Consider the following 22,442-nt stretch of genomic DNA (forward strand, 5'->3'; position numbering starts at 1 on the left):
TGGACTCGACGATAGGTTGCAAACAGGTCAAATATTGATGACAGGATTTCGGCTCTGCCGGGCGCGTTACGAAGGGGGCCTGTACGATTTCACAGTCTCAGCGTGCCGATGCCGCAGAGCTGCATTTGCTGTTTGCCAGAGGCAAACGGCCAGACCGGGCTGATCTGAGTGCATGTGCAGCGCAGGTTCACACGCTGGGTTTCGTCCAAGCCGGTTCCTCCGATGGCGGTGCCGGTGATGATGCCTTATCGCCGGGCAATCCTGTCTGGGCCGAATTGCTGCGCGATGGGCTGACTTTCGATCTTTGCGGGCTTGCGCCGGGCCCGGCGAGCGATTTTCCCGAGGTCATGCATCGCTTCGATCTGGCCGAAATGCCCACGCCCGCCGGTTTCGATGCTGTCGCCGTGATGGCAGGCCCGCATCTGGCTTCATCTGCACGCAGTCTGCCGGTGATTCGCGGGATGCTGGGCCACGCATGCGACATGATCCGGCATTTCGATGATCTGGCCGCGATCAGTTGGGGCCCTTCACGCAGCATGATCGGGCGCCAATTCTTTGAATCGGTGGTAACGGCTTGGCTGGATGGCGGAGCTTTCCCTGCGCTGGGTCTGACGGCTTTCGTCCAGGCGCCTGACGGCGCATTGCAAAGCGTAGGGCTGGATTACTGGATCGGGCAGGAATTGCGGATCGAACCGCCGCTTTCGGCAGACCGGGTGACGGCCACCCGGCTTGGCATCCGTCTGGTGAACCAGCTTGTGCTGGCAGGCCGGGTCGAGGCTGACGAGCGGATTATCTCGCCCGATGGTTCAAGGCTGGTGCTGCGGCCATCGCGCGATCGTGCAACCATCAGCGTGTGGCGGGAATAGATGGAGCCAGTGGGTCGCGCCGCATTTACCACCACCATCGCCTTCCGTTCGGTCAATCGGCCGGGCACTGGCGGCTACGACCCCGGCCTGCAGCGCCATCACCTGCTTCCCCGCCAATTGCTGACCCGCCGCTGCTTTGGTCCGATGTTCGAAATTATCGGGCGCGGGTACGTGGGGTTTGACGACTTTCGCCGCAACGGATTGCTGCTGCCCGCGACCGAGAAGGCAAGCATGCGCACCAGCATGCCGCTGCATCGCGGGCCGCACCGCCGCTACAATGAAGTGGTCATCGCCCGCGTGGGTGTGATCGAACAGCATTGGGCGCAGGTGCAATCACGCAATCCCGAAGCTGCCCTGACCGAAGTCGTGCTGCGATTGCACCTGCTGCAAGGCGCCCTGCGGCGGCAATTGCTGGCCGAACGCCGGCGGGTGCTGCTCAATCGCAACGACCCGCTCGGCACCGGGTTCGATTTTACCGAGCTTGACGCAATGGCTGAAAGCCTATGGGCCAGCCAATAGGCGCTATTCGGCAGCCTCGGCCATTGCGCCCCATGATGCATAGCCTGAATTGGCGAGCAGCTGCGCCTTGGCCGCGTGGTATTCCCGCTCCATCCGGGCGACGAGGTCTTCGACGCTGCCGACTTCCTTGATCGGGCCGATGCCCTGGCCCGAACCCCAGATGTCCTTCCACGCCTTGGCCTTGGTGTTGCCGCCGCTGCCGAAGTTCATCTTGCTGGGATCGCTGACCGGCAAATCGTCAGGATCCATGCCTGCCGCCTCGATCGAGGAGCGCAGGTAATTGCCGTGCACGCCGGTGAACAGGTTGGTGTAGACAATGCCTTCCGAAGACCCTTCGACGATGCCGTTCTTGTAGCCATCCGAAGCATTGGCTTCCTTGGTCGCGATGAAGGCGCTGCCGGCATAGGCAAAGTCTGCCCGCAGGGCCTGGGCTGCAAGGATCGTCGCGCCGTGTCCGACGCTGCCTGACAGCGCTACCAGACCATCGAACCATTCGCGGATTTCCTGCATCAGCGCGAAGGGCGACAATGCGCCCGCATGGCCGCCCGCGCCTGCTGCCACAGGGATCAGTCCGGTCGCGCCCTTTTCAATCGCCTTCATGGCGAAACGGTTGTTGATCACATCGTGCATCGTGACCCCGCCCCAGTTGCGCACCGCGGTGTAGATATCCTCGCGCGCGCCCAGCGAGGTGATCACCATCGGCACCTGCCACTTTTCGCAAGTCGCCATGTCGGCATCGACGCGGTCGTTGGTCTTGTGGACGATCTGGTTGACCGCAAAGGGCGCGGCGGGGCGATCAGGATTGGCGCGGTTGTGCGCGGCCAGTTCTTCGGTGATCTGGTGCAGCCATTCATCCAGCTGCGATTGCGGGCGCGCGTTCAGCGCGGGAAAGCTGCCGATGATCCCCGCCTTGCACTGCGCGATCACCAGTTCGGGGCCGGAGACGATGAACAGCGGCGATCCGATCAACGGCAGGCGCAGGCGATCGAACGGGGCGGGAAGCGGCATCGGTTTCTCCTCAAAACGTATTGTGCTCAACCCGCGTCTCTAACGCCGGTTCCGAGACTGCCAAGCGCGATTTTTGCCATGGGAGGGCAGGCTTAGCCGAGCAATTCCTCAAGCCCGTAAAAGCGTGCGGCTGTTCCGGCATAAAGCGCAGCCTTTTCATCCGCGCTGGCAGAGCGGGTGAGGTGCTTGAAGGCATTCCACAGCACCGCATAATCCGCGCCCCAGTAATCGACCGGATAATTGCTTTCGAACATGGCACGTTCCGGCCCAAAGGCTTCGATGCAGGTTTCGATATAGGGCCGCCACAGGGCTGCGAGATGTTCCGAACCATGGCCTGCGCAGGGGCCATCTTCGGGCAGGGCGCAAAACGCCATGGCGAGCCCGCCAAGCTTCACCACCACGTTTTCACAAGTGGCGAGTTCCCTGATGTTGTGCCGCCACACATCGAACCGTTCGTGCAACTTCCCCTTGTAGCCAGCAACACCCAGCGGTGTGCCGCAGTGATCCAGACAGATCGGTTGGTCGGGGAATGCGCGGGCAAGGGCGATCACATCGGGCAGTTGCGGTTCCAGCACCCACGCGTCGAACGTCAGCCCGCGCTTGCCCAGTTCGGCAAAGCCTGCGCGGAAGGTTGCATCGCGATACAGGCCTTCGGGGTGATGGAACGGCGGGCCGAGCACTTCGGCATCGGCATCCCACGCGCCTGCATGGCGGATGCCCTTGAAACGGCGCGGCGCTGCGGCTGTCAGCGCATCTAGCACCGCGCCAGCCTCGCTCCCCAGCATCAGGTTCGCATGGCCGACAATGCCCGCACATGCCCGGCCTGCGCCATAAAGCCCGCTGGCAGATTGCGCGGCGACACCGTTCACGAATTCGACCTCGCCCACCGGCTTCAACGCATCGCCAAGCCCGCTGTTGTAGAATGCGCCGCATTCCATGAACACGGTGCCGATGATGTTGTGCCCGCTGGTCAGATGCGCGTGGAGCTGATCGAAGGTGTAGTGCGCATTATCGACCAGAGCGGCGATGAAATGGTGATGCGGCTGCGGAAACATCGGGATCATCGGCCGCAGATCCCACAGGTGGTGATGCGGATCGATGATCGGCAGATCGGGTTCGAGAATCGCTTCGGGCTGGTGATTTGTGGTCATGTATCTCTCCCTCACATCTTCCTAAGCGCAAGAGAGCGTTCGCGGCAAAGGCGAATCAGACCACCGCCCGGCGATAAAGGTGCCAGGTTGCATGGCCCAGCACCGGCAGGGCGACCAGCAGACCGAGAAAGCCCGGCAGCAAGGCGAGGAACAGCAATCCGGCAATGATCGCAGCCCAGCCGAGCATCACAGCCAGATTGCGCCGCACCACCTTGAGACTGGCAATGATTGCGGTGAGGAAATCGACCTTGCGTTCAACCAGCATCGGCAAGCTGATCACCGTCATTGCGTAGAAGGCGAAGGCCATGAGTGCGCCCACCGCGCTGCCCACCGCAAGCATCGCCAAACCGGACGGGGTCAGGAAAGCCGCAAGCTCTCCGCCACCCATGCCGCTTTCCGCCATGAACACCGCAAAAATTGCGTGGGCCACGATCATCCAGAACGAAAAGGCGACGAACACGATCACGCCCATCGACAGGATCTGGTCATCATCATGGCCGCGCAACGCGCCGAGCACGGCACGCCATTTCACAGCGTCCCCCGTCTCGCGCCGACGGCTCGCCTCGTACAGGCCCACGGCCACAAACGGCGCGATCAGCGGAAAACCGGCAATCGCAGGGATCAGCCATGTCGGCTCGCCCCCGGTGATCGCGGCCCAGCCGATCAGCAAACCGGCCACCACATAAACCCCGCCGAAGAACAGGCCGAACTGCGGCATATTGATAAAATCGTGCCAGCCTGCGGCAAGTGCCCGCGCAAGGTCGCTGAAGGTCAGATCGTCAGCGACCTGCGGCGCAGGCAAGGGCGGCGCTATCTCAGGCGGCAGGCGCAGGGCTGGATCATGATCCAACACATCCATCGGTGATCCTCCTCCCATCTTTTCTGATGGGAGATTGCGCGCAAATCAATCGTCACGCAAGCCGGGGCCGAATGCTCACTGTGTGGATCGTGCAACCGCCCCGTTGGCCGCGCTCAGCACCGCACGCACGCTGGCGGTCGCCACGTCTTCATCAATGCCGCAGCCCCACACCGTGCTGCCATCAGGCGCGCGACATTCAAGATAGGCGGCGGCGCGGGCATCGGTGCCAGCGCCCAGCGCGTGTTCGGTGTAATCGACCACTTCCAGTTCCACCCCGAAGGCTTCGTGCAGCGTACCCATGACGCTGGAAATTAACCCGTTGCCGCGCCCTGAAACGCTCTTTTCCTGGCCGTTGACTGCGATTGTCCCCGCAAAAATCCGTGTCCCGTCGCTGCCGCGGCTTTCTTCGTAACGCACCAGCTGGAAATGCTTGGGGTGGATCTTGACCTGATAGGCGCGGCGGAAGGCATCCCAGATATCGGCTGCGCCCAGTTCGCGGCCCAGTTCGTCAGCCATGGCCTGCACGTGTTTCGAAAAATCGGCCTGCATTTTCTTGGGCAGTTTCAGGCCCTGATCCTTTTCCAGCACCCAGGCAAAACCGCCCTTGCCGGATTGCGAATTGACGCGGATCACCGCTTCGTAATTACGCCCAAGATCAGCCGGATCGATCGGCAGATAGGGCACGCGCCACTGTTCATCATTTTGCGTGTCGCGGGCTTCGAAACCTTTCTTGATCGCATCCTGATGGCTGCCGGAAAAGGCGGTGTAGACCAGTTCGCCGCCATAGGGGTGGCGCTGATGCACGGGCAGATCGTTGCAATAGGTAACCGTCTCGATCACCCGGTCGATGTCCGAAAAATCGAGCTTCGGATCGACACCCTGCGTGTAGAGATTCAGCGCCATTGTCACGAGGCAGCAATTGCCGGTGCGTTCACCATTGCCGAACAGACAGCCTTCGACACGGTCGGCGCCGGCCATCAGCCCAAGCTCCGCCGCAGCTACGCCTGTGCCGCGATCATTGTGGGTGTGGAGCGACAGCACTGCGCTTTCACGGTTGGGTAGATGACGCGCGAAATATTCGATCTGGTCGGCGTAGATATTGGGGGTGGCCGCCTCGACCGTGGCGGGCAGGTTGAGGATGATCGGGTGTTCGGGGGTTGGCTGGAGCACATCCATCACTGCGGCGCACACCTCGATGCTGAAATCGAGTTCGGCGGTGGAGAAGGTTTCAGGGCTGTACTGGAAGTGCCAATCCGTGCCGGGATAGCGGGCTGCTTCATCGCGCATCACCTTGGCGCCGGCGACGGCGATGGCTTTCACCTCGTCCTTGCTCATCCGGAACACGATGTCGCGCCATGCGGGGCTGACCGCGTTGTAGAGGTGGACGATGGCCGCCCGCGCACCTTCAAGGCTGGCAAAGCTGGTGCGGATCAGGTCTTCGCGGCTTTGCGTCAGAACCTGCACGATCACGTCATCGGGGATCGCATCGGACTTCACGAGACCGGAGATGAAATCGAACTCGGTCGCGCCTGCGCTGGGGAAGCCGACTTCGATTTCCTTCACGCCGATTTCCACCAGCAGATCGAAGAACCGGCGTTTCTTCACCGCGTCCATCGGATCGATGATCGACTGGTTGCCATCGCGCAGATCGGTCGAAAGCCAGCGCGGCGCAGTTTCGATCAGGCGCGAAGGCCACTGGCGGTCGGGCAGATTGATCTGGCCGAACGGGCGGTATTTGGCGGCAGGGTTTTTGAGCATGGACATGGAAACTGGCTCGTCACGCAAAGAGGAAGGAAGCTTGCTGCTGCATCACCCTTGGGAGCGGGCCGCTGGCATCCTGTGCGCAGCGCCTACGCCCAAGGGCGCATAAGTCGAAGCAGCAGCAGGGTTCCGGTGCGTGTCATGGCGCGAAGTCTTTGCCGATATTGGTTGCGCGTGCAAGCAGGGAATAATCCGGCACCGCGATCTATTCTTATCCGCAACGCGCGTCGCGGATAATATTCTGCGCGTCGAGCATGATCGACAGGCGCGGGTTGGTAGGATCGGGGTTGACGTTGCCGCCCCCGCCAAAGGCGACAAAGCGCAGATTGTCGGTGCGTCCCAGTGCTGCGGCGATATCTGCGCGGGTGGTCTGATCGGCGAGCTTGCCGATGAACGGCCCCATCAGCGTCGCGCCGCAGGTCTTCGATGCCGGATCGGTCAGGGTGCCGCGTGCAAACGGGCCGGGCACGGCGCCGGGCAGGGGATCAGCGACAGTCGGCGCATTGGTGGCAGCAGCGACGGGGGACGCTCCGGGGGCGGGCGTTGCCTGAGCCTGACCGATGCGCGCAGCAAAGCTGTCGGCATCGTTGCCGGGCTGTTCCGGTTCGCTACCGCAGGCGGCCAGTGCCAGTGCGGCGAAGGCCAAGGGCAGGGCGCGCAGCAAAGCGACGGTGCGGATCATGAGACAGTTTCCCCGATGAATTGTGACACGTGCCGCAAAAGGCGCGAACCGTTGCAGGATTATGACAAGCAGGCCTGTCCGAAAAGTCAGCGCTGACGCAAGCGGTCGGACGTCAGCTGATCGACCCGCGTGACGCCCATCAACCGCATGCCGCGTTCCAGCTCGTCCTTGAGGATGCCCAGCGCGCGCTCGACCCCTTCTTGCCCCGCCGCTGCCAGGGCGTAGAGATAGAGCCGACCCCCCGATCCTGCGCTTGCGCCGCTGCACAATGCCTTCAGCACATGGGTGCCGCGCCGGATGCCGCCATCGCAGATGATCTCAATCTGGCCGCCGACAGCGTCCACGATTTCAGGCAATTGGTCAAACGGCGCGCGGCTGCCGTCCAGCTGCCTGCCACCGTGGTTGGAAATCATGATCGCATCGGCGCCAATGTCCACCGCGCGCCGCGCATCCCCGGCGCTCATCACGCCCTTCAGCACGAACTTGCCGCCCCATTGTTCGCGGATCGCGGCGGCGGTGCGCCAGTCTATCGACGTATCCAGCATGGTGTTGAAATAATCGGCGATGCTCAATGCCTTGCTCGATCCCTCGCGCACATGGGTATCAAGATTGGGCAGGCGGAATTGCTCGCGGAGCAGGTAATCCATCGTCCAGCGCGGGCGCGTGGCGTAACTCCACATGCTGGCCGCAGTGAAGCGCGGCGGGGTGGTGAAGCCGCTGTGCAAACACCGTTCCCGCTTGCCCGAAACAATCGTGTCGACCGTCAGCGCCAGTGCATCGAAGCCCGCCGCCTGACACCGCTCGATCATGTGAGTGTTCAAGCCCTTGTCTTTATGGACATAAAGCTGGAACAGTTTTGGCCCGTTGGTCAGCGCGGCGATTTCCTCGATCGAACGGGTCGCAAGGCTGGAGATCCCGAACCACAGGCCGAACCTGTCCGCCGCTTTTGCCACGGCAGTTTCGCCCTGCCAGTGGAAGGCGCGTTGGACGGCGGTGGGGGAAAGCATCAGGGGAAGGGCCGAAGCGCGGCCAAGGATCGTACAGGAGGTATCGATCGTCTCGACGCCCGCCAGCACATCCGGCACCAGATCGACATCGGCAAAAGCCGCCGTGTTGCGCGCCTTGGTCAGTTCGTCGTCCGCTGCCCCGTCGATGTAATCGAACACGGGGAAGGGCAAGCGGCCCTTTGCCAGCTGACGGAAATCATCGATATTGTGGCAATCGGACAGGCGCATGGTGACGGAGCGCCTGCCCGATTGCCGGGATCAAGTCGAGAGGGTGATTACTGCTTTTCGAACGCGGCGCTGATGGTCAGCTCCACATCCTTACTTACCATCGGCACGCCGTAATTGATGCCCCACTGGGTGCGGTCCATCATAGCGCGGGCGTGGAAGCCGACGGTTTCCTTCTTGTTCATCGGGTTGGCCCCGGCGCCCACAAAGTCCACCGCCATCATGACCGGGCCGGTCTTGCCGTTGAGAGTCAGATCACCCAGCACGTTGGCACTGGTCGCGCCGGTTTTTGTCACGCTGGTCGAGGTGAACTTGGCCATGCCAGGCTCAGGCCCGAAGAAATCCGGCTCGGCGCCATCCTTGCCACCGCGCAGCAGGTGGTTCTTCAGGCCGTCACTGGCCACAGTGACTTCGGCCACGGGGATCATGATTTCGAAAGTGGCGGCTTCGATATTGGCCGGGTCCATCGTGATGGTGCCGGTGATATTGCCGAACAGGCCGAAATAGTCGTTGAAGCCGAAGTGGCTGACATTCCACTTCACCAGCGTGTGGCCCGCATCGAGTGCGTATGTGCCAGCGGTAACGCGCGAAGCATCCTGAATGCCGGGCATCTGCGGCGCTTCTTGCGCGAAGATCGCGGGGGCAGCAGCGATGCCGCCGGTTACGGCCGTGACGGTTGCCGCAGCAGCGGCGAGGAAGGTAAGACGGTTCATCGGGGGAGCCTCCTGTTGTTCAGGATAAGCAACCCCCGATGCGCCGCAAAGGTTCCTCGGCCTGCCGTGTCAGTTCTTCGCCTTGTCGACGAGCTTGTTGGCGGCGATCCACGGCATCATGGCGCGCAGGGCGGCACCGGTCTGCTCGATCGGATGGGCCTCAGCCCGCTTGCGCGCGGCCTTGAGTTCGGGCTGCCCTGCGCGGTTATCGAGCACGAAGTTCTTCACGAAGCGGCCCGACTGGATGTCATCGAGCACCCGCTTCATTTCGGCCTTGGTTTCTGCCGTGATGATGCGCGGGCCGGTGGTAATGTCGCCATATTCCGCAGTGTTGCTGATCGAATAGCGCATGTTGGCGATGCCGCCTTCATACAGCAGATCGACGATCAGCTTGGTTTCGTGGAGGCATTCGAAATAGGCCATTTCGGGGGCGTAACCGGCCTCGACCAGTGTTTCGAAACCGGCCTGGATCAGGTGGGTGATCCCGCCGCACAGCACGGCCTGTTCGCCGAACAGATCGGTTTCGCATTCCTCGCGAAAGTTGGTTTCGATGATGCCCGAACGTCCGCCGCCGACGGCGCTGGCATAGGCGAGGGCCACGTCATGCGCCGCGCCGCTGGCGTCCTGATGGATCGCGATCAGGCAGGGCACGCCGCCGCCCTTCACATATTCGCTGCGCACGGTGTGGCCGGGGCCCTTGGGCGCGATCATGATGACATCGATATCGGCGGGCGGCTCGATCAGGCCAAAGTGGACGTTGAGGCCGTGGGCGAAGGCAAGCGCGCTGCCCGGCTTCATGTGGCCCTTGATGTCGTTTTCCCAGATCGCGGCCTGATGTTCATCGGGCGCAAGGATCATGATCAGGTCAGCCCACTTGGCGGCTTCGGTGTTGGAGAGCACCTTGAACCCGGCGGCCTCGACCTTCTTGGCGGTCGCTGAACCTTCGCGCAGGGCGATGGCGACTTCGGCGACACCGCTGTCACGCAGGTTCTGCGCATGGGCGTGGCCCTGCGAACCATAGCCGACAATCGCGACCTTCTTGGGCTTGATCAGGTTGAGATCGGCGTCGGCGTCGTAATAGACTTTCATCAGTGTTCTCTCTTGCACATTGTATTTGTTGAAACTGTTCAGGCGCCCTGCGGCCCGCGCAGCATCCCGACCACGCCGGTGCGGCCGACTTCGACCAGCCCCAATTCGCGCATCAATGCGATGAAGCTGTCGACTTTCTCAGGCGGGCCGGTGATTTCGAAGATGAAGCTTTCGGTGGTGGTATCGACCGGGCGGGCGCGGAAAATGTCCGCCAGCCGCAGCGCCTCGACGCGCTTTTCGCCCGTGCCCGTGACCTTGATCAGCGCCAGCTCGCGCTCGACATGGGGGCCGGCGGTGGTGAGATCGGTGACCTTGTGCACCGGCACCAGCCGTTCCAGCTGCGCCTCGATCTGGTCGATCACCTGTGGCGGGCCGTTGGTAACAATGGTGATGCGGCTGACCGCGTGATCTTCGGTAATGTCGGCCACGGTCAGGCTGTCGATGTTATAGCCGCGCGCGGTGAACAGGCCGGTGATCTTGGCAAGGATGCCCGGCTCGTTATCGACCATCACGGCGAGCACATGGCGCTCTGAGGCTGCTTCGGTGATTTTCATTGCATGGTTTCCCGTAAAGCGGCGGCTTACACCAGCGCCTTGGCCTCGTCGTCCATAGTCCCGTCGACCTTGTCGCCATACAGCATCATGTCGGTGTGCGCCGCTCCGGACGGGATCATCGGCAGGCAATTGGCGTCCTGCGCGACCATGCAATCGACGATCACCGGGCCGGGATGATCGAGCATCCGCATGATGCCATCATCCAGATCGCGTTCCTCGGTGATACGAATGCCCTTCCAGCCGTAAGCTTCGGCCAGCTTCACGAAATCTGGCAGGCTATCGGAATAGGAGTTCGAATAGCGGCTTTCATAGGTCAGTTCCTGCCACTGGCGGACCATACCCATATATTCGTTGTTGAGGATGAACACCTTGACCGGCAGGCGGTACTGCGAAGCGGTGCCGAGTTCCTGAATGTTCATCTGGATGCTGGCTTCGCCCGCGATGTCGATCACCAGCGCGTCCGGGTGGCCCAATTGCGCGCCGATCGCGGCGGGCAGGCCATAACCCATCGTGCCGAGTCCGCCCGAGGTGAGCCACTTGTTCGGGTCTTCAAACCCGAAATACTGCGCCGCCCACATCTGATGCTGGCCGACTTCGGTGGTGATGATTGGGCTGCGCCGGTGGGTGAGGGCATAGAGCCGCTCGACAGCCCTTTGCGGCATGATCATGTTCGGGTTCTTGGTCGAACGTTCGGGATAAGCGAGGCATTCGCGCGCCCGCCAACCAGCAATGCGTGCCTTCCATTCGCCCAGATTGCGCGCCTGCCGCGTTCCCCAAGCCTCGATCATCTGCGCCAGCACCGTGCCGCAATCGCCGACAATGCCCATGTCGACCGGCACGGTCTTGTTGATCGAAGACCGATCGATATCGATGTGGATTTTCTTGGAATCGGGCGAGAATGCGTCGAGCCTGCCGGTCACGCGGTCATCAAACCGCGCCCCGATGCACACCATCACATCGCACTTGTTCATCGCCATATTGGCTTCGTAAGTGCCGTGCATCCCCAGCATCCCCAGCCAATCGGGGTGCTGCGACGGGAAGGCGCCAAGCCCCATCAGGGTCGAGGTGACGGGCGCGCCGGTGATGTCCTGCAACTGACGCAGCAGGCGGCTCGCCTCAGGCCCTGAATTGATCACGCCGCCGCCAGTGTAGAAAATCGGCGCTTTCGCGTTCGCGATCATTTCGACCGCTTCGACAATCTGTTCAGGCGGGGCGACTGTCTGCGGCGCGTAACGATGCGCGCCCGCCCGCGTCAGCGCGCGGCGTTCCGAAGGCACGGCGATCTGCACGTTCTTGGGGATGTCGACAACGACCGGGCCGGGCCTGCCGGTGGTGGCGATCAGAAAGGCTTCCTTGATCGTCGCGGCCAGATCAGCCGGGTCTTTGACCAGATAATTGTGCTTGGTGCAGTGGCGCGTGATGCCGACGGTGTCAGCTTCCTGAAACGCATCAGTGCCGATCAGCGCGGTGGGCACCTGTCCGGTGATGACGACCAGCGGGATCGAATCCATCCATGCGTCTGCAATACCGGTGACCGCATTGGTCGCGCCGGGGCCGGATGTAACCAGCACCACGCCGGGTTTGCCTGTGGCGCGGGCGTAGCCTTCCGCCGCATGGGCCGCGCCTGCTTCGTGGCGGACGAGGATGTGGCGGATGCGTTCATCCCCGAAAAATTCGTCATAGATCGGCAAAACCGCGCCGCCGGGATAGCCGAACACGAACTCCACGCCCTGTTCGATCAGGCACTGCACAAGGATCGCCGCACCGCTCATGGCGGCGGTTGCGGGGGCAGTCTGCGCTGCGGCGGGATCCGGCTGACCGGGCACGGGAAATTCCAATCCTGTTGGTTTGCGGGGGCCTTAACAACAAAACCGGCCCGATGCAGGGGGGATTGCATCGGACCGAGTGATTGTGCCGCTAAATGTTATAATCTGATGGGTCAACCCCTAATCACGTAATAATGATGCAAAATAGCCGTCAATGTCGATATTTTCGGATTCATCGGTCATGGAAACACGAAGCCAACCCTCGGGTGGCTGGCGGCGGAACCAGGTGAATTGCCGCTTGGCGTAATTGCGCGTGGCCTGCTGTCCCCCGGCAATCATCTCTTCGCGTGAGAGGTCGCCAGACAGGAACGCAGCGATTTCGGGCACCCCGATGGCGCGCATCACCGGCAAGTCGGGATCAAGATCGCGCGCCAGCAACGCCTTGACCTCCTCGATCGCGCCGGCCTGCAACATCGCCTCGAAGCGCCGGTCGCAGCGACCATAAAGCCATGCACGATCCGGCAACAGGATCAGCGGGTGCAGATCGATTTCCTCGGCAATTCCGCCTGCCTTGGCCACCTGCCATTCTGCCAGGGTCACGCCGGTCGAACGTTTGACCTCCAGCGCCCGCGCAATGCGTTGGCGATCGGCGGGATCAAGTTCGCTGGCCCGCAACGGGTCTTCGAGGGTGAGCAGCTTGTAAGCGGCATCTTCGGGCAGGCTGCGCACCAGTGTGCGCACCGCCGGATCAATTTGCGGGATCGGCGCAATCCCTTCGAGCAGCACCTTGAGATAAAGCCCTGTTCCGCCGACCAGGATCGGCACAGCCCCCGCGGCATGGCAGTCGGCAATCTCGGCCTTGGCACGCGCGGCCCAACCTGCGGCAGAGCAGGCCTCTGACCCGTCCCACGCGCCGAACAGGCGGTGTTCCACGCCTGCCATTTCCTTGTCTGAAGGCCGCGCAGAAAGGACGCGCAGATCGGCGTAGACCTGCGCGCTATCGGCATTGATAATCACGCCGCGCCGTCCGGCTGCGCCAAGCCGATGGGCCAGTGCCACGGCAATCGCGCTCTTGCCGCTGGCCGTCGGCCCTGCAATGAGCGCGACCGGTGCTGATGGAGAAAAATGCATGCTCATTGCGCGGCTGATAGCAGAGACGAGTGAATGTGAAACGCGTCTCGATGCGTTGACTGCTGCATTGGGCGGATCGGGCACGCTGCTTTCAGCGGTCGCCCTGCCTGCCGACAATGTGGGCGTGATGGAGCTGCGGCTTGCTTCGGACGATCAGGCCACCGTGCTGGACGCGATCGACGCTGCGTTCCCCGATACGGATATGCTGGTGAGCAAGGGTGACTTTGCAGTTCCCGCCCTGTTTGTATCCGACATGGATTCGACCATGATCGGACAGGAATGTATCGATGAATTGGCCGATTACGCGGGGCTCAAGCCGCAGATCGCCGCGATTACCGAACGCGCGATGCAGGGCGAGCTCGACTTCGAATCTGCCTTGCGTGAACGTGTCGCGCTGCTTGAAGGCCTTGAGGAAAGCGCAATCCACGCCTGCCTGGCTGACCGGATCACCGCAACGCCGGGTGCAAAGACGCTGGTTGCGACTTTGGCGGCGCTTGGCACACGCACAGTGCTGGTGACGGGCGGTTTTCACCACTTCGCCGATCCGGTGGCCGAAATGCTTGGGTTCCACCGGGTTGTCGGCAACCGGCTTGCGGTTGAAGGCGTCAGGCTGACGGGCGGCCTGATCGGCCCGATCACCGACAGCGCGGTCAAAGCAGCCGTGCTGCGCGAGGAACTGACGGGGCTGGGCGAGGGTGCCCATAGCCTTGCGACCGGTGACGGGGCGAACGATATCCCGATGATCGAGGCTGCTACCTATGGCTTTGCGTACCGCGCCAAACCCAAGGCCCGTGCGGCCGCGAACGGTCGGGTCGACAGCGAAGATTTGACTGCGGTCCTCCGTTTGCTTGGCATCCCCCGTAGCGAATGGCGCACCGCCTGATTGCGAAATCCGCAAGCTTATTTCAAAAAGAGTTTTCTTTCGGAACCCGAATCGGTTATTTACACTAATGTAAGCAAGCCGTGGCATCAGGTGCCTGCGCTTCACCATTGAGACCGCATCAGGGATTGACCAAGGATGACCGATTACAGCCAGATGTTCGCCGCAGACGGCACCGTGCTGCGTCACCCCGAGAGGCCAGAGCCGCGCTATCGTCCGATCCGCGCCGTGCGCAATTTTCAAGCGCTGATCAAGGACAAGGAAGACACCAGCCTCGTCTTCAAGATTTTCGAATCGCTACCTTCGGGCAGCTTCATGGAGCGGGTGCGCAACCTTTCCCTCTCGGAACGCGGCGAAATGTTGCGCGCGACCGAGCCAAGCCTGCCCGAAATCCTCGATGATCACGCCGCTCTGCGCCGCACGCCCAAGGGCAGTCTCGCGCACGCTTACTGCGATTTCATGGAGACCGAAGGGCTGTCAGCCGCTGGTCTGGTGGCCGAGGCCGAGCGGCTTGGCCGCCCGAAATATCCCGATCTGGTCGAATGGTTCATCAACCGTTCGCGCGACACGCATGATCTGTTCCACATCGTTACCGGTTATGGCCGCGATGCGCTGGGCGAACAATGCGTGCTGCTGTTCACGCACGGCCAGTCCCCCAGTCAAGGCCACCTGCTGATCGGTTATGCCGGGGCGGCCAATATCAAGAAGATGGTGAAGGGCAGCGCCGCACCCGTGTTTGGCGCCGTGCGTCAGGCGCACCGCACCGGCAAGGGCGCGCCTTCGCTGATGGCGCAGCCGATCCGCGAACTGCTTGCCCGCCCGCTTGACGAAGTGCGCGCCGAGCTGCGCATTGCCCAGCCGACCCAATACCGTGAATGCCACCGCATCTGGCGGGCAGAGGGGATCGATCCCTACAACCTGCTATCCGGTGAGCCAACAGAGCGCGAGCTGCTCGCCGCCTGATCGCGCTAAAGCCAGCTGGCGATCTGGGTCAGCGGCTTTTTGCGCATGGCATGGGCCGGCACGGTAGCTTGCAGCGAGGGCCGGCCCACCACGATGATCATCACCGGCTTTTCCCATTCGGGCCTGCCGCAGACCTTGCGCAGGAAGCCCATCGGCGAAGGGGTGTGGGTGAGGGTCGCCAATCCCGCGACGTGCAAGGTCGCCAGCAACATCCCGCAAGCGATTCCGACGCTTTCGTTGACGTAGTAATTCTGCGTTTCGCCATCTTCGTCGATCCCGCCCTTGCGCTGGGCGAAGACGACAATGAGGTAGGGCGCGGTTTCGAGGAAAGGCTTGTCGGCATGGGTTCCCAGATCGGCCAGCGCGGCGAGCCATTCTGCACCAGCCTTCGGTGCATCGCCTGCCGTACCGTAGAAGCGGCGTTCTTCGGCCTCGGCTGCTTCGCGGATGGCGCGCTTGGTTTCCGGCGTTTCGATGACGGCAAAATGCCAAGGCTGGTGATTGGCACCGCTCGGTGCGCTTCCTGCTGCCATAATTGCGGCCTCGATCACTTCGCGCGGCACCGGATCGGCGGAGAAATCCCGGCAGGTACGCCGCTGCTTCAGGTGTTCCGAAAAATTTTGAGCGCGCGTGATCGCCTCTGCATCGGACAACAAGGGAAGCGTATAGGGCAGGGCATCGGGGCTGTTCATCGGACCGGGTTTGACCTTGATCGTGGCAGGAATCGACATTTAACTGACATTAATGTAAGTAGTGCCATGTGAACCCAATTCGCGAATCACGCCGAGGACGTTACACAATGGCACTGCTTGATCTTCCGCTGGTTGCCCCGGAACGCAAGGTTTCCGGCTTTCGTCCGCTCAAGGTGCTGCGCCACTTCGGCAAGCTGATCGAAGACAAGGAAGACACCGAACAGGTATTCCACATCATCGAAGCGACCAAGGGCAGGCGCAGCCACCGTCAGGCATGGGACTTTATCCGCTCGCCGCTTGGTCAACGCTTCGTTGCCGAAGAAACCGACATTCCGGCGATGCTGGATGATCACGCCCACTGGGCCGATTGCGGACCGAACACGGTTGCAGCGCATTACATCGCTTTCATGAAACGCGAAGGATTGTCCGCTGCGGGGCTGGTCGCTGAAAGTCACAAGTGGCTGCCCGCCGATGCCCGCCCGCAGGATCTGACCGAATGGTATTTCGAACGTCTGCGCGATACGCATGATCTGTTCCACGTGCTCACCGGCTATGGCCGCGATGCGCTGGGCGAAGTGAGCCTGCTGGGCTTTTCCTACGAACAGAACCACAACACCGGCATCCTGTTCATCGCCTATGCCGGTGCGCGCCAGATCAGGAAGGTCAGCGGCACCAAGGCGCCGGTCTTTGCAGCGATCAAGGAAGGCCGCAGGCTGGGCAAGGCCGCGGGCAAAATCTCGCATCAGGATATCGCCGCGCTGATGCGCGAGGACATCGATGCAGCGCGCGCGCGGCTGAATATCGGTCAGCCCGAGATTTATCGCCATTGCCTGTCGATCCTCGAAAACGAAGGCACCGCACGCGAGGCGCTGACCCTGGGCGGCGCGCAAGCGGCCTGATCGATCAGCGCAATTCCTTGCGGATTACAAGCTTCAGGCCCGACCAGACATCATCGATATCGCAGGTCTTGGTATCGACCAGACCCAGCGGCAGGCCCACTTCGCGGATGATGTCTTCGGTTATTTCGTTCGGCTCGCTGGAGCCCGGTTTCGGCCAGCTGACCCAGATTTGGCCATCCAGCGCGATCTGATTTCGCAACGCGGCGAGATGATCTTCCAGCGCCTTGCGCTCGGTCACGAAGATATGCGCCGCATCGATCCCTCTCCCCGGCTCGGCAACGAACCGCAATTCCAGCGCATATTCGTCGATCTCGTCGATGACGTTTTCCGGCATGGCATCGAACCACACCCGCATTCCGTCGCGCAGGGTCAGTTTCTTGACCAGCGGGGTGCCGGAATGGCCTGAGGTCATCGCCTTGCTCCTGAATGCCGGACGATCAGGCTTCCATCCATTCGTCGAAGAACCGCTGATTGGCAGCGCGCAGTTCAGCCAACGGCACGCCGAGCACGCTGTCTCCGCCGACAGTGCCGATGCGCTGGAAGCCGATCTGTGCGGTGTCCTCGTCACGGGTGCCCTTCGCGAGTGCCTGATTGAGCGCCGCCACATCGGGCACAGTAATCAGATAGCGCCCCTGATCCTCGCCAAACCACCATTGGGCGGGCGTGTAATCGGGGTTGCCCGCCAGGTCGGCATCCGCGCCCAGATCGCCCGCCAGCGCCATTTCCGCCAGCGCGACGGCCAGGCCGCCATCCGACAGATCGTGGACGGCATTCACCAGCCCGTCAGCGATCAATTCGTGGATGATCTCGCCCGCAGTGCGCTCGACAGTGAGGTCGGTCGGCGGAGTGCGTCCGGCCTCCATGCCCTTGACCACGCGCAGCCACAGGGACTGGCCGAGATGCGAGCGGGTGGGATCGGGCTTGGCCCAGAACTCCGGCCCGACGAGGTAGATCGCATCGCCCGCCTGCTTGAAATGCATCGTCATCATCTTCGACAGATCGGTGATGATACCGACGCCGCCAATTGCCGGTGTTGGCAGGATGGCCGATCCGCCGCCAGTCGCCTTGCTTTCGTTGTAGAGGCTGACGTTGCCCGAAACGATCGGGAAATCGAGCGCCCGGCAGGCATCGCCCATGCCTTCCAGCGCATGGACGATCTGCGCCATGATCTCGGGCCGCTGCGGGTTGGCGAAGTTGAGGCAGTTGGTCACCGCCAGCGGGCGCGCGCCCACGGCGCACAGGTTGCGATAGGCCTCCGCGATGGCCTGCTTGCCGCCCTCGTAAGGGTCGGCAAAGACATAGCGCGGGGTGCAGTCGGTGGTGATGGCCAGCGCCTTGCCTGTTCCATGCACCCGCACCACACCAGCATCGCCGCCGGTCTGGAGCGTATCGGCACCGACCTGCGAATCGTACTGCTGCGCAATCCAGCGGCGCGAAGCGAGGTCGGGTGAGGCCATCATGGTCAGCAGGTCAGCCGCGATATCGTCGCTCGCTGGCACTTCGGCGAGTGGTTTCACACCGGCCCAGACCTTGTATTCATCCTTGGAGAGATAGGGGCGGTCATACAGCGGCGCATCGGCAGCCAGCGGTCCCAAGGGAATGTCGCACACGATCTCGCCGTTGAATTCCAGCACCATGTGGCCGGTATCGGTGACTTCGCCGATCACCGCGAAATCCAGCTCCCACTTGCGGAAAATCGCCTCGGCCATGGCTTCCTTGCCGGGCTTCAGCACCATCAGCATCCGCTCCTGGCTTTCCGAAAGCATCATCTCATAAGGCGTCATGCCGGTTTCGCGGCAAGGCACCTTGTTCATATCGAGTCGGATGCCAGCCTTGCCGTTGGTCGCCATTTCGACGCTGGAGGAGGTGAGGCCGGCTGCGCCCATATCTTGGATCGCGACAATCGCATCGGTCGCCATCAGTTCCAGGCAGGCTTCGATCAGCAGTTTTTCGGTGAAAGGATCGCCCACCTGCACCGTCGGGCGCTTGGCTTCGGCATCATCGCCAAAATCGGCCGAAGCCATGGTCGCGCCGTGAATCCCGTCGCGCCCGGTCTTGCTGCCGACATAGACGATCGGATTGCCGAGGCCGGTGGCAGCTGAATAGAAAATCTTGTCGGCATCAGCCACGCCAACCGTCATAGCATTGACGAGGATATTGCCATCATAGGCCGGATGGAAATTGGTCTCCCCCGCCACGGTCGGCACGCCGACGCAGTTGCCATAGCCGCCGATACCCGCGACCACACCTTGCACCAGATGCTTCATCTTCGGATGGTCGGGCCGGCCGAACCGCAGCGCATTGGCATTGGCGATCGGGCGCGCGCCCATGGTGAAGACATCGCGCAAAATGCCGCCCACACCTGTCGCTGCGCCCTGATAGGGCTCGATATAGCTGGGGTGGTTGTGGCTCTCCATCTTGAAGATCGCCGCCTGACCATCGCCAATGTCGATCACGCCGGCGTTCTCGCCCGGGCCGCAAATCACCCACGGCGCCTCGGTCGGCAGCTTTTTCAGGTGCAGACGCGAGGATTTGTAGCTGCAATGCTCTGACCACATGACCGAGAAAATGCCGAGCTCAACAAGGTTTGGCTCGCGGCCCAATGCGGAGAGGACGCGCTGGTATTCCTCGGCGGAAAGGCCGTGCTGTTCGACGATTTCGGGGGTGATTGTGGTCATCAGGGCAAGCTCCTTGACCGGCCCCCTAGATCACTGGATCGACAAGGCCAAGCCGCCGCGTTTCTTGAACCAGCGATTCTTCCCCACCCACGCTGCCAGTGCCGTCAGCACGGCGAAGGCAACCAGCGCCTGGATATAAAGAAATGCACCGGCGCTATCGGGATGCGGGCCGAACCAATTGATCATTTGCAGCAGCAATAACACCCCAAGCAGTACGGCAGGTGGGCCCACCGGCCCGCGGGTGCGGTGCAGATAAAACGCGAAAGCGCCCAAGGTGATTCCCAGTTCCAGCGGGATCGCCGCCCAGGGGTAATTCCACAGCCCGAGGCCGAGTTTTGGCGGGGTGCCGTCAATCGTCAGATCAGGCACGTGGACGATCAGATCGAGCAACCAGTGCGATATCACCACCGCGCCCGCCAGCATCCCTGCAAACAGGTTGCGGTCACGAATGGCCACCACCCCGAAAAAAGCCGCTGCCCAGATCGCCGTGCCGATCAGGCTGTGCGTGTATGGCATATGATAAAGATCAAGCGGCACCATGACGCTTGCCGCAGGATCGACCCGCAGCCGCTCCACCCCGAGCAGAGCGAGAGCGAAGAAGCCCCAGTCGACCAGCTGTGCGGCCACAAACACCGTGCCCAGCCGCGGGCTTTGCGGGCTGACCGCAGCAGCAATGAAAGCAGGAGCGAAATGGCCGATGAACATGGGGTGCCTGCCTGTCAGGCCGGGACGAAACGCAGCACAACCCAGGTGGCAATCGCGCTGGCCATACCGGTGGCAAAAGCGCCCCACAGGATGTCGAGCACGCTGATATGCGTCGCCCACACCTTGAACACCGCCTGCGAAGTCAGATCGAAGGTGGCGTAGCACAACCCGCCCAGCAGGATGCCGTTGAGCAAGGCGGCTTGCACCGTGCCGCTTTCAATGCCGGGTTTGATCGCGAACCAGGTCATGCCCGCAATGTAGATAAAGTAGAACGCTGCGGCCGCGCCGACATTGAAATTCTTGGCCATGATCTCGCCGATCACCGGCTTGTAAAGATTGACCGAAGCCCAGCGCAGCCACACGGCGTCCAGTGCGCCAAAGGCGACCGCCGCCACGCCATAGGCGATGATCCACTTCAACATATGCTGACTTTCCCTGTCTTTCGTGATCCCGCCCGTGTTTGCCAGCCTTGACCGCGCCCGCCCGCGCCGTCAATGCTCCATGAATGGACGAGGGTACAGCAACCACTGCCGCAGGGCAGGAGATTTCACAGATGAGTTTCGAGCAGGCGCTGGCCGCGCTCGAACAGATCGTGCAGCAGTTGGAGCGCGGCGACGTGCCGCTTGATCAGTCGATCAGCCTGTATGAACGCGGCGAGGCTTTGCGAGCTGCGTGCCAGAAACGGCTCGATGCGGCGCAGGCGCGGATCGAAAAGATCGTCACCGGCGCTGATGGCCGTGCGTCAGGCACGCAAAGCTTCGACGCGGAAAGCTGAGGGTGATGCTGGTGCAAACGGGGGGTAGTCTGCTCGGCGACGCGATCAAAAGCGTTCAGGCCGATATTGATTCGTTGTTCGATGCGCTGTTGCCGGTGCCGGATGATACCAGCGCGCGGCTTGTCGAAGCGATGCGATACGCCACAATCGGCGGCGGCAAGCGGGTGCGCCCGCTGCTGGTGTGCAGCACCGCCAGCCTGTTCGGCGTATCGCGCGATGCGGCGCTGCGGGCTGGTGCCGCAATCGAGGCGATCCATGTCTATTCGCTGATCCACGATGATCTGCCCTGTATGGACAATGATGATCTGCGCCACGGCAAGCCGACGCTGCACAATGTCTATGACGAGGCGACAGCGGTGCTGGCAGGCGATGCGCTGCACGCGCTGGCATTCGAAATTCTTGCCGATGACAGCACCAGCGAAGATCCTTTCACCCGCAGCGAGCTGATCGCCACACTGGGCAAGGCATCGGGGATGCACGGCATGGCCGGCGGGCAGATGATGGACATGGTCGCTGACGAGGAAGGCGTGACCTATGACCTTCACACCATCACCCGCCTGCAGCAGCTGAAAACCGGCGCACTGCTGGCCGCCAGCGTCGAAATGGGCGCGATCCTGGGCAAGGTTGCGCCGCAGGGCAGGGCGCACTTGCGGGCCTATGCCCGCGATATCGGCCTTGCCTTCCAGATCGCCGATGACCTCCTCGATGTCGAAGGCGATGTTGAAAAGGCGGGCAAGGCACTGCGCAAGGATGACGAGCAGGGCAAGCAGACCTTTGTGACGCTGATGGGTGCCGAAAAGGCCCGCGAACAGGCCCGCGCGCTGGTAGATCAAGCAGAATTGCGACTCGCCTCCTATGGCAGCGAGGCCGATGTGCTGCGCGCGCTGGCCCGTTACATCGTCGAGCGGGATCGCTGACCTTCCGGCGCTGATCCTTTCAGGAGAGGGACAAACACCATGACACGCCGCATCGGGATCTATCCCGGAACCTTTGATCCGATCACTCTGGGCCATGCCGATATCATCCGGCGCGGATCGAAGCTGGTCGATCACCTGATCATTGGGGTGACCACCAATCCTTCGAAAAACCCGATGTTCTCCAACGAGGAACGCTTCCGCATGGTGGAGCGGGAAGTGGCCAACATGGGTCTGACCAATGTCGAAGTGGTGGGATTCAATGCGCTGCTGGTGAAATTCGCGCAGAAGCAGAAGGCCAATGTCATCATCCGCGGCCTGCGCGCTGTGGCGGATTTCGAATACGAATATCAGATGGCAGGCATGAACCAGCAGCTCGATGAGGAAATCGAGACTGTTTTTCTGATGGCCGATGTCTCGCTCCAGCCGATTGCATCGAAACTGGTCAAGGAAATCGCCATTTACGGCGGCGATGTTGCCCGCTTCGTCAGCCCGCCGGTGTGCGCCGAATTGGAATTGCGGGTGCGCGAACAGGGGTTGAAGGGCGATTACTGAAGCGCCCGCCCTGTTCACAGCCTGCCGATCGTTCATTGAAGTGTCAGCCG

Annotated in this window: 24 protein-coding genes; 8 read left to right on the forward strand and 16 right to left on the reverse strand. The window is 62.1% G+C overall.

All coding sequences use genetic code 11. The annotated features are described in order from the left end of the window. Window positions 1–125 precede the first annotated feature (125 nt). Both IP79_RS02565 and IP79_RS02570 read left to right on the forward strand, forming a co-directional pair. Window positions 126–866 (forward strand): hypothetical protein, encoded by a 741-nt coding sequence (locus tag IP79_RS02565; protein WP_054117664.1) that lies wholly within the window; start codon window positions 126–128, stop codon window positions 864–866. Continuing rightward, complete coding sequence (locus tag IP79_RS02570) at window positions 867–1,385, forward strand: AHH domain-containing protein (RefSeq protein ID WP_054117665.1); 519 nt, start codon at window positions 867–869, stop codon at window positions 1,383–1,385. A gap of 3 nt (window positions 1,386–1,388) precedes the next feature. Here IP79_RS02570 and IP79_RS02575 read toward each other — a convergent pair whose 3' ends face one another. The 11 genes from IP79_RS02575 to miaA all read right to left on the reverse strand — a co-directional run bounded on the left by IP79_RS02575 (window position 1,389) and on the right by miaA (window position 13,337). Next, the gene (locus IP79_RS02575) at window positions 1,389–2,393 is read right to left on the reverse strand and encodes an NAD(P)H-dependent flavin oxidoreductase (RefSeq protein WP_054117666.1); all 1,005 of its coding nucleotides are present in this window, start codon (window positions 2,391–2,393) and stop codon (window positions 1,389–1,391) included. Between the two features lie 92 nt (window positions 2,394–2,485). Continuing rightward, the gene (locus IP79_RS02580; protein WP_054117667.1) at window positions 2,486–3,544 is read right to left on the reverse strand and encodes an amidohydrolase family protein; all 1,059 of its coding nucleotides are present in this window, start codon (window positions 3,542–3,544) and stop codon (window positions 2,486–2,488) included. 55 nt (window positions 3,545–3,599) lie between these two features. Further along, a complete protein-coding gene (locus IP79_RS02585) occupies window positions 3,600–4,403 on the reverse strand; it encodes a DUF2189 domain-containing protein (protein WP_082336966.1) in 804 nt (267 codons plus the stop codon). A 75-nt stretch (window positions 4,404–4,478) separates the two neighbouring features. Continuing rightward, window positions 4,479–6,167, reverse strand: coding sequence for a 2-isopropylmalate synthase (gene leuA / locus IP79_RS02590; RefSeq protein WP_054117668.1), 1,689 nt, complete (start codon window positions 6,165–6,167; stop codon window positions 4,479–4,481). A gap of 208 nt (window positions 6,168–6,375) precedes the next feature. Then, window positions 6,376–6,846: a hypothetical protein gene (locus IP79_RS02595; RefSeq protein ID WP_054117669.1), complete on the reverse strand. Its 471-nt coding sequence runs from the start codon at window positions 6,844–6,846 to the stop codon at window positions 6,376–6,378. 86 nt (window positions 6,847–6,932) lie between these two features. Beyond that, window positions 6,933–8,081 carry an alpha-hydroxy acid oxidase gene (locus tag IP79_RS02600; protein ID WP_054117670.1) on the reverse strand — a complete coding sequence of 383 codons (1,149 nt, stop codon included), beginning with the start codon at window positions 8,079–8,081 and terminating at the stop codon, window positions 6,933–6,935. Window positions 8,082–8,128: 47 nt separating this feature from the next. Further along, window positions 8,129–8,791, reverse strand: coding sequence for a YceI family protein (locus IP79_RS02605; RefSeq protein WP_054117671.1), 663 nt, complete (start codon window positions 8,789–8,791; stop codon window positions 8,129–8,131). Window positions 8,792–8,860: 69 nt separating this feature from the next. Then, window positions 8,861–9,880 (reverse strand): ketol-acid reductoisomerase, encoded by a 1,020-nt coding sequence (gene ilvC / locus IP79_RS02610; protein WP_054117672.1) that lies wholly within the window; start codon window positions 9,878–9,880, stop codon window positions 8,861–8,863. 38 nt (window positions 9,881–9,918) lie between these two features. Beyond that, window positions 9,919–10,434: an acetolactate synthase small subunit gene (ilvN, locus tag IP79_RS02615; RefSeq protein ID WP_054117673.1), complete on the reverse strand. Its 516-nt coding sequence runs from the start codon at window positions 10,432–10,434 to the stop codon at window positions 9,919–9,921. Between the two features lie 26 nt (window positions 10,435–10,460). Then, window positions 10,461–12,206, reverse strand: a complete 1,746-nt coding sequence (ilvB, locus tag IP79_RS02620; protein WP_054117994.1) for a biosynthetic-type acetolactate synthase large subunit — start codon at window positions 12,204–12,206, stop codon at window positions 10,461–10,463. 174 nt (window positions 12,207–12,380) lie between these two features. After that, window positions 12,381–13,337: a tRNA (adenosine(37)-N6)-dimethylallyltransferase MiaA gene (miaA, locus tag IP79_RS02625; RefSeq protein ID WP_054117674.1), complete on the reverse strand. Its 957-nt coding sequence runs from the start codon at window positions 13,335–13,337 to the stop codon at window positions 12,381–12,383. On the opposite strand from miaA, the gene serB reads away from it, so the two are divergent. Together serB and IP79_RS02635 are read left to right on the forward strand one after the other, a co-directional pair. Continuing rightward, window positions 13,330–14,214 (forward strand): phosphoserine phosphatase SerB, encoded by an 885-nt coding sequence (serB, locus tag IP79_RS02630; protein ID WP_054117675.1) that lies wholly within the window; start codon window positions 13,330–13,332, stop codon window positions 14,212–14,214. The two genes, miaA and serB, sit on opposite strands and share 8 nt — an antisense overlap. Window positions 14,215–14,349: 135 nt before the next feature. Further along, on the forward strand, window positions 14,350–15,174 hold the full coding sequence (locus tag IP79_RS02635; RefSeq protein WP_054117676.1) for a Coq4 family protein: 825 nt from the start codon (window positions 14,350–14,352) through the stop codon (window positions 15,172–15,174). Between the two features lie 5 nt (window positions 15,175–15,179). Here the strand turns inward: IP79_RS02635 and IP79_RS02640 are convergent, their stop codons facing one another. After that, a complete protein-coding gene (locus IP79_RS02640) occupies window positions 15,180–15,866 on the reverse strand; it encodes a nitroreductase family protein (RefSeq protein WP_054117995.1) in 687 nt (228 codons plus the stop codon). 107 nt (window positions 15,867–15,973) lie between these two features. Here IP79_RS02640 and IP79_RS02645 point away from each other — a divergent pair, with 107 nt between their 5' ends. Then, the gene (locus IP79_RS02645) at window positions 15,974–16,765 is read left to right on the forward strand and encodes a Coq4 family protein (RefSeq protein ID WP_054117677.1); all 792 of its coding nucleotides are present in this window, start codon (window positions 15,974–15,976) and stop codon (window positions 16,763–16,765) included. 4 nt (window positions 16,766–16,769) lie between these two features. Here the strand turns inward: IP79_RS02645 and IP79_RS02650 are convergent, their stop codons facing one another. Genes IP79_RS02650 through IP79_RS02665 form a run of 4 tightly spaced genes read right to left on the reverse strand, consistent with a single transcriptional unit; the run spans window position 16,770 to window position 20,570 of the window. Next, window positions 16,770–17,177 carry a DUF3052 family protein gene (locus tag IP79_RS02650; RefSeq protein WP_054117678.1) on the reverse strand — a complete coding sequence of 136 codons (408 nt, stop codon included), beginning with the start codon at window positions 17,175–17,177 and terminating at the stop codon, window positions 16,770–16,772. A 25-nt stretch (window positions 17,178–17,202) separates the two neighbouring features. Further along, window positions 17,203–19,443, reverse strand: coding sequence for a phosphoribosylformylglycinamidine synthase subunit PurL (gene purL, locus IP79_RS02655; RefSeq protein WP_054117679.1), 2,241 nt, complete (start codon window positions 19,441–19,443; stop codon window positions 17,203–17,205). 30 nt (window positions 19,444–19,473) lie between these two features. After that, on the reverse strand, window positions 19,474–20,148 hold the full coding sequence (locus tag IP79_RS02660; RefSeq protein WP_054117680.1) for a hypothetical protein: 675 nt from the start codon (window positions 20,146–20,148) through the stop codon (window positions 19,474–19,476). A gap of 14 nt (window positions 20,149–20,162) precedes the next feature. Further along, window positions 20,163–20,570 carry a DUF2177 family protein gene (locus IP79_RS02665; RefSeq protein WP_054117681.1) on the reverse strand — a complete coding sequence of 136 codons (408 nt, stop codon included), beginning with the start codon at window positions 20,568–20,570 and terminating at the stop codon, window positions 20,163–20,165. An 83-nt stretch (window positions 20,571–20,653) separates the two neighbouring features. Between IP79_RS02665 and IP79_RS02670 the strand changes: the two genes are divergently transcribed. The 3 genes from IP79_RS02670 to coaD are packed head-to-tail and all read left to right on the forward strand — an operon-like array spanning window position 20,654 to window position 22,392. Then, a complete protein-coding gene (locus tag IP79_RS02670; RefSeq protein ID WP_082336967.1) occupies window positions 20,654–20,923 on the forward strand; it encodes an exodeoxyribonuclease VII small subunit in 270 nt (89 codons plus the stop codon). 5 nt (window positions 20,924–20,928) lie between these two features. Next, on the forward strand, window positions 20,929–21,840 hold the full coding sequence (locus IP79_RS02675; protein ID WP_054117682.1) for a polyprenyl synthetase family protein: 912 nt from the start codon (window positions 20,929–20,931) through the stop codon (window positions 21,838–21,840). Window positions 21,841–21,879: 39 nt separating this feature from the next. Continuing rightward, window positions 21,880–22,392 (forward strand): pantetheine-phosphate adenylyltransferase, encoded by a 513-nt coding sequence (gene coaD, locus IP79_RS02680; protein WP_054117683.1) that lies wholly within the window; start codon window positions 21,880–21,882, stop codon window positions 22,390–22,392. The last annotated feature ends 50 nt before the right edge of the window (window positions 22,393–22,442 follow it).

Origin of the sequence: Porphyrobacter sp. AAP60 (assembly GCF_001296025.1) — a bacterium.
Taxonomy (GTDB): domain Bacteria; phylum Pseudomonadota; class Alphaproteobacteria; order Sphingomonadales; family Sphingomonadaceae; genus Erythrobacter.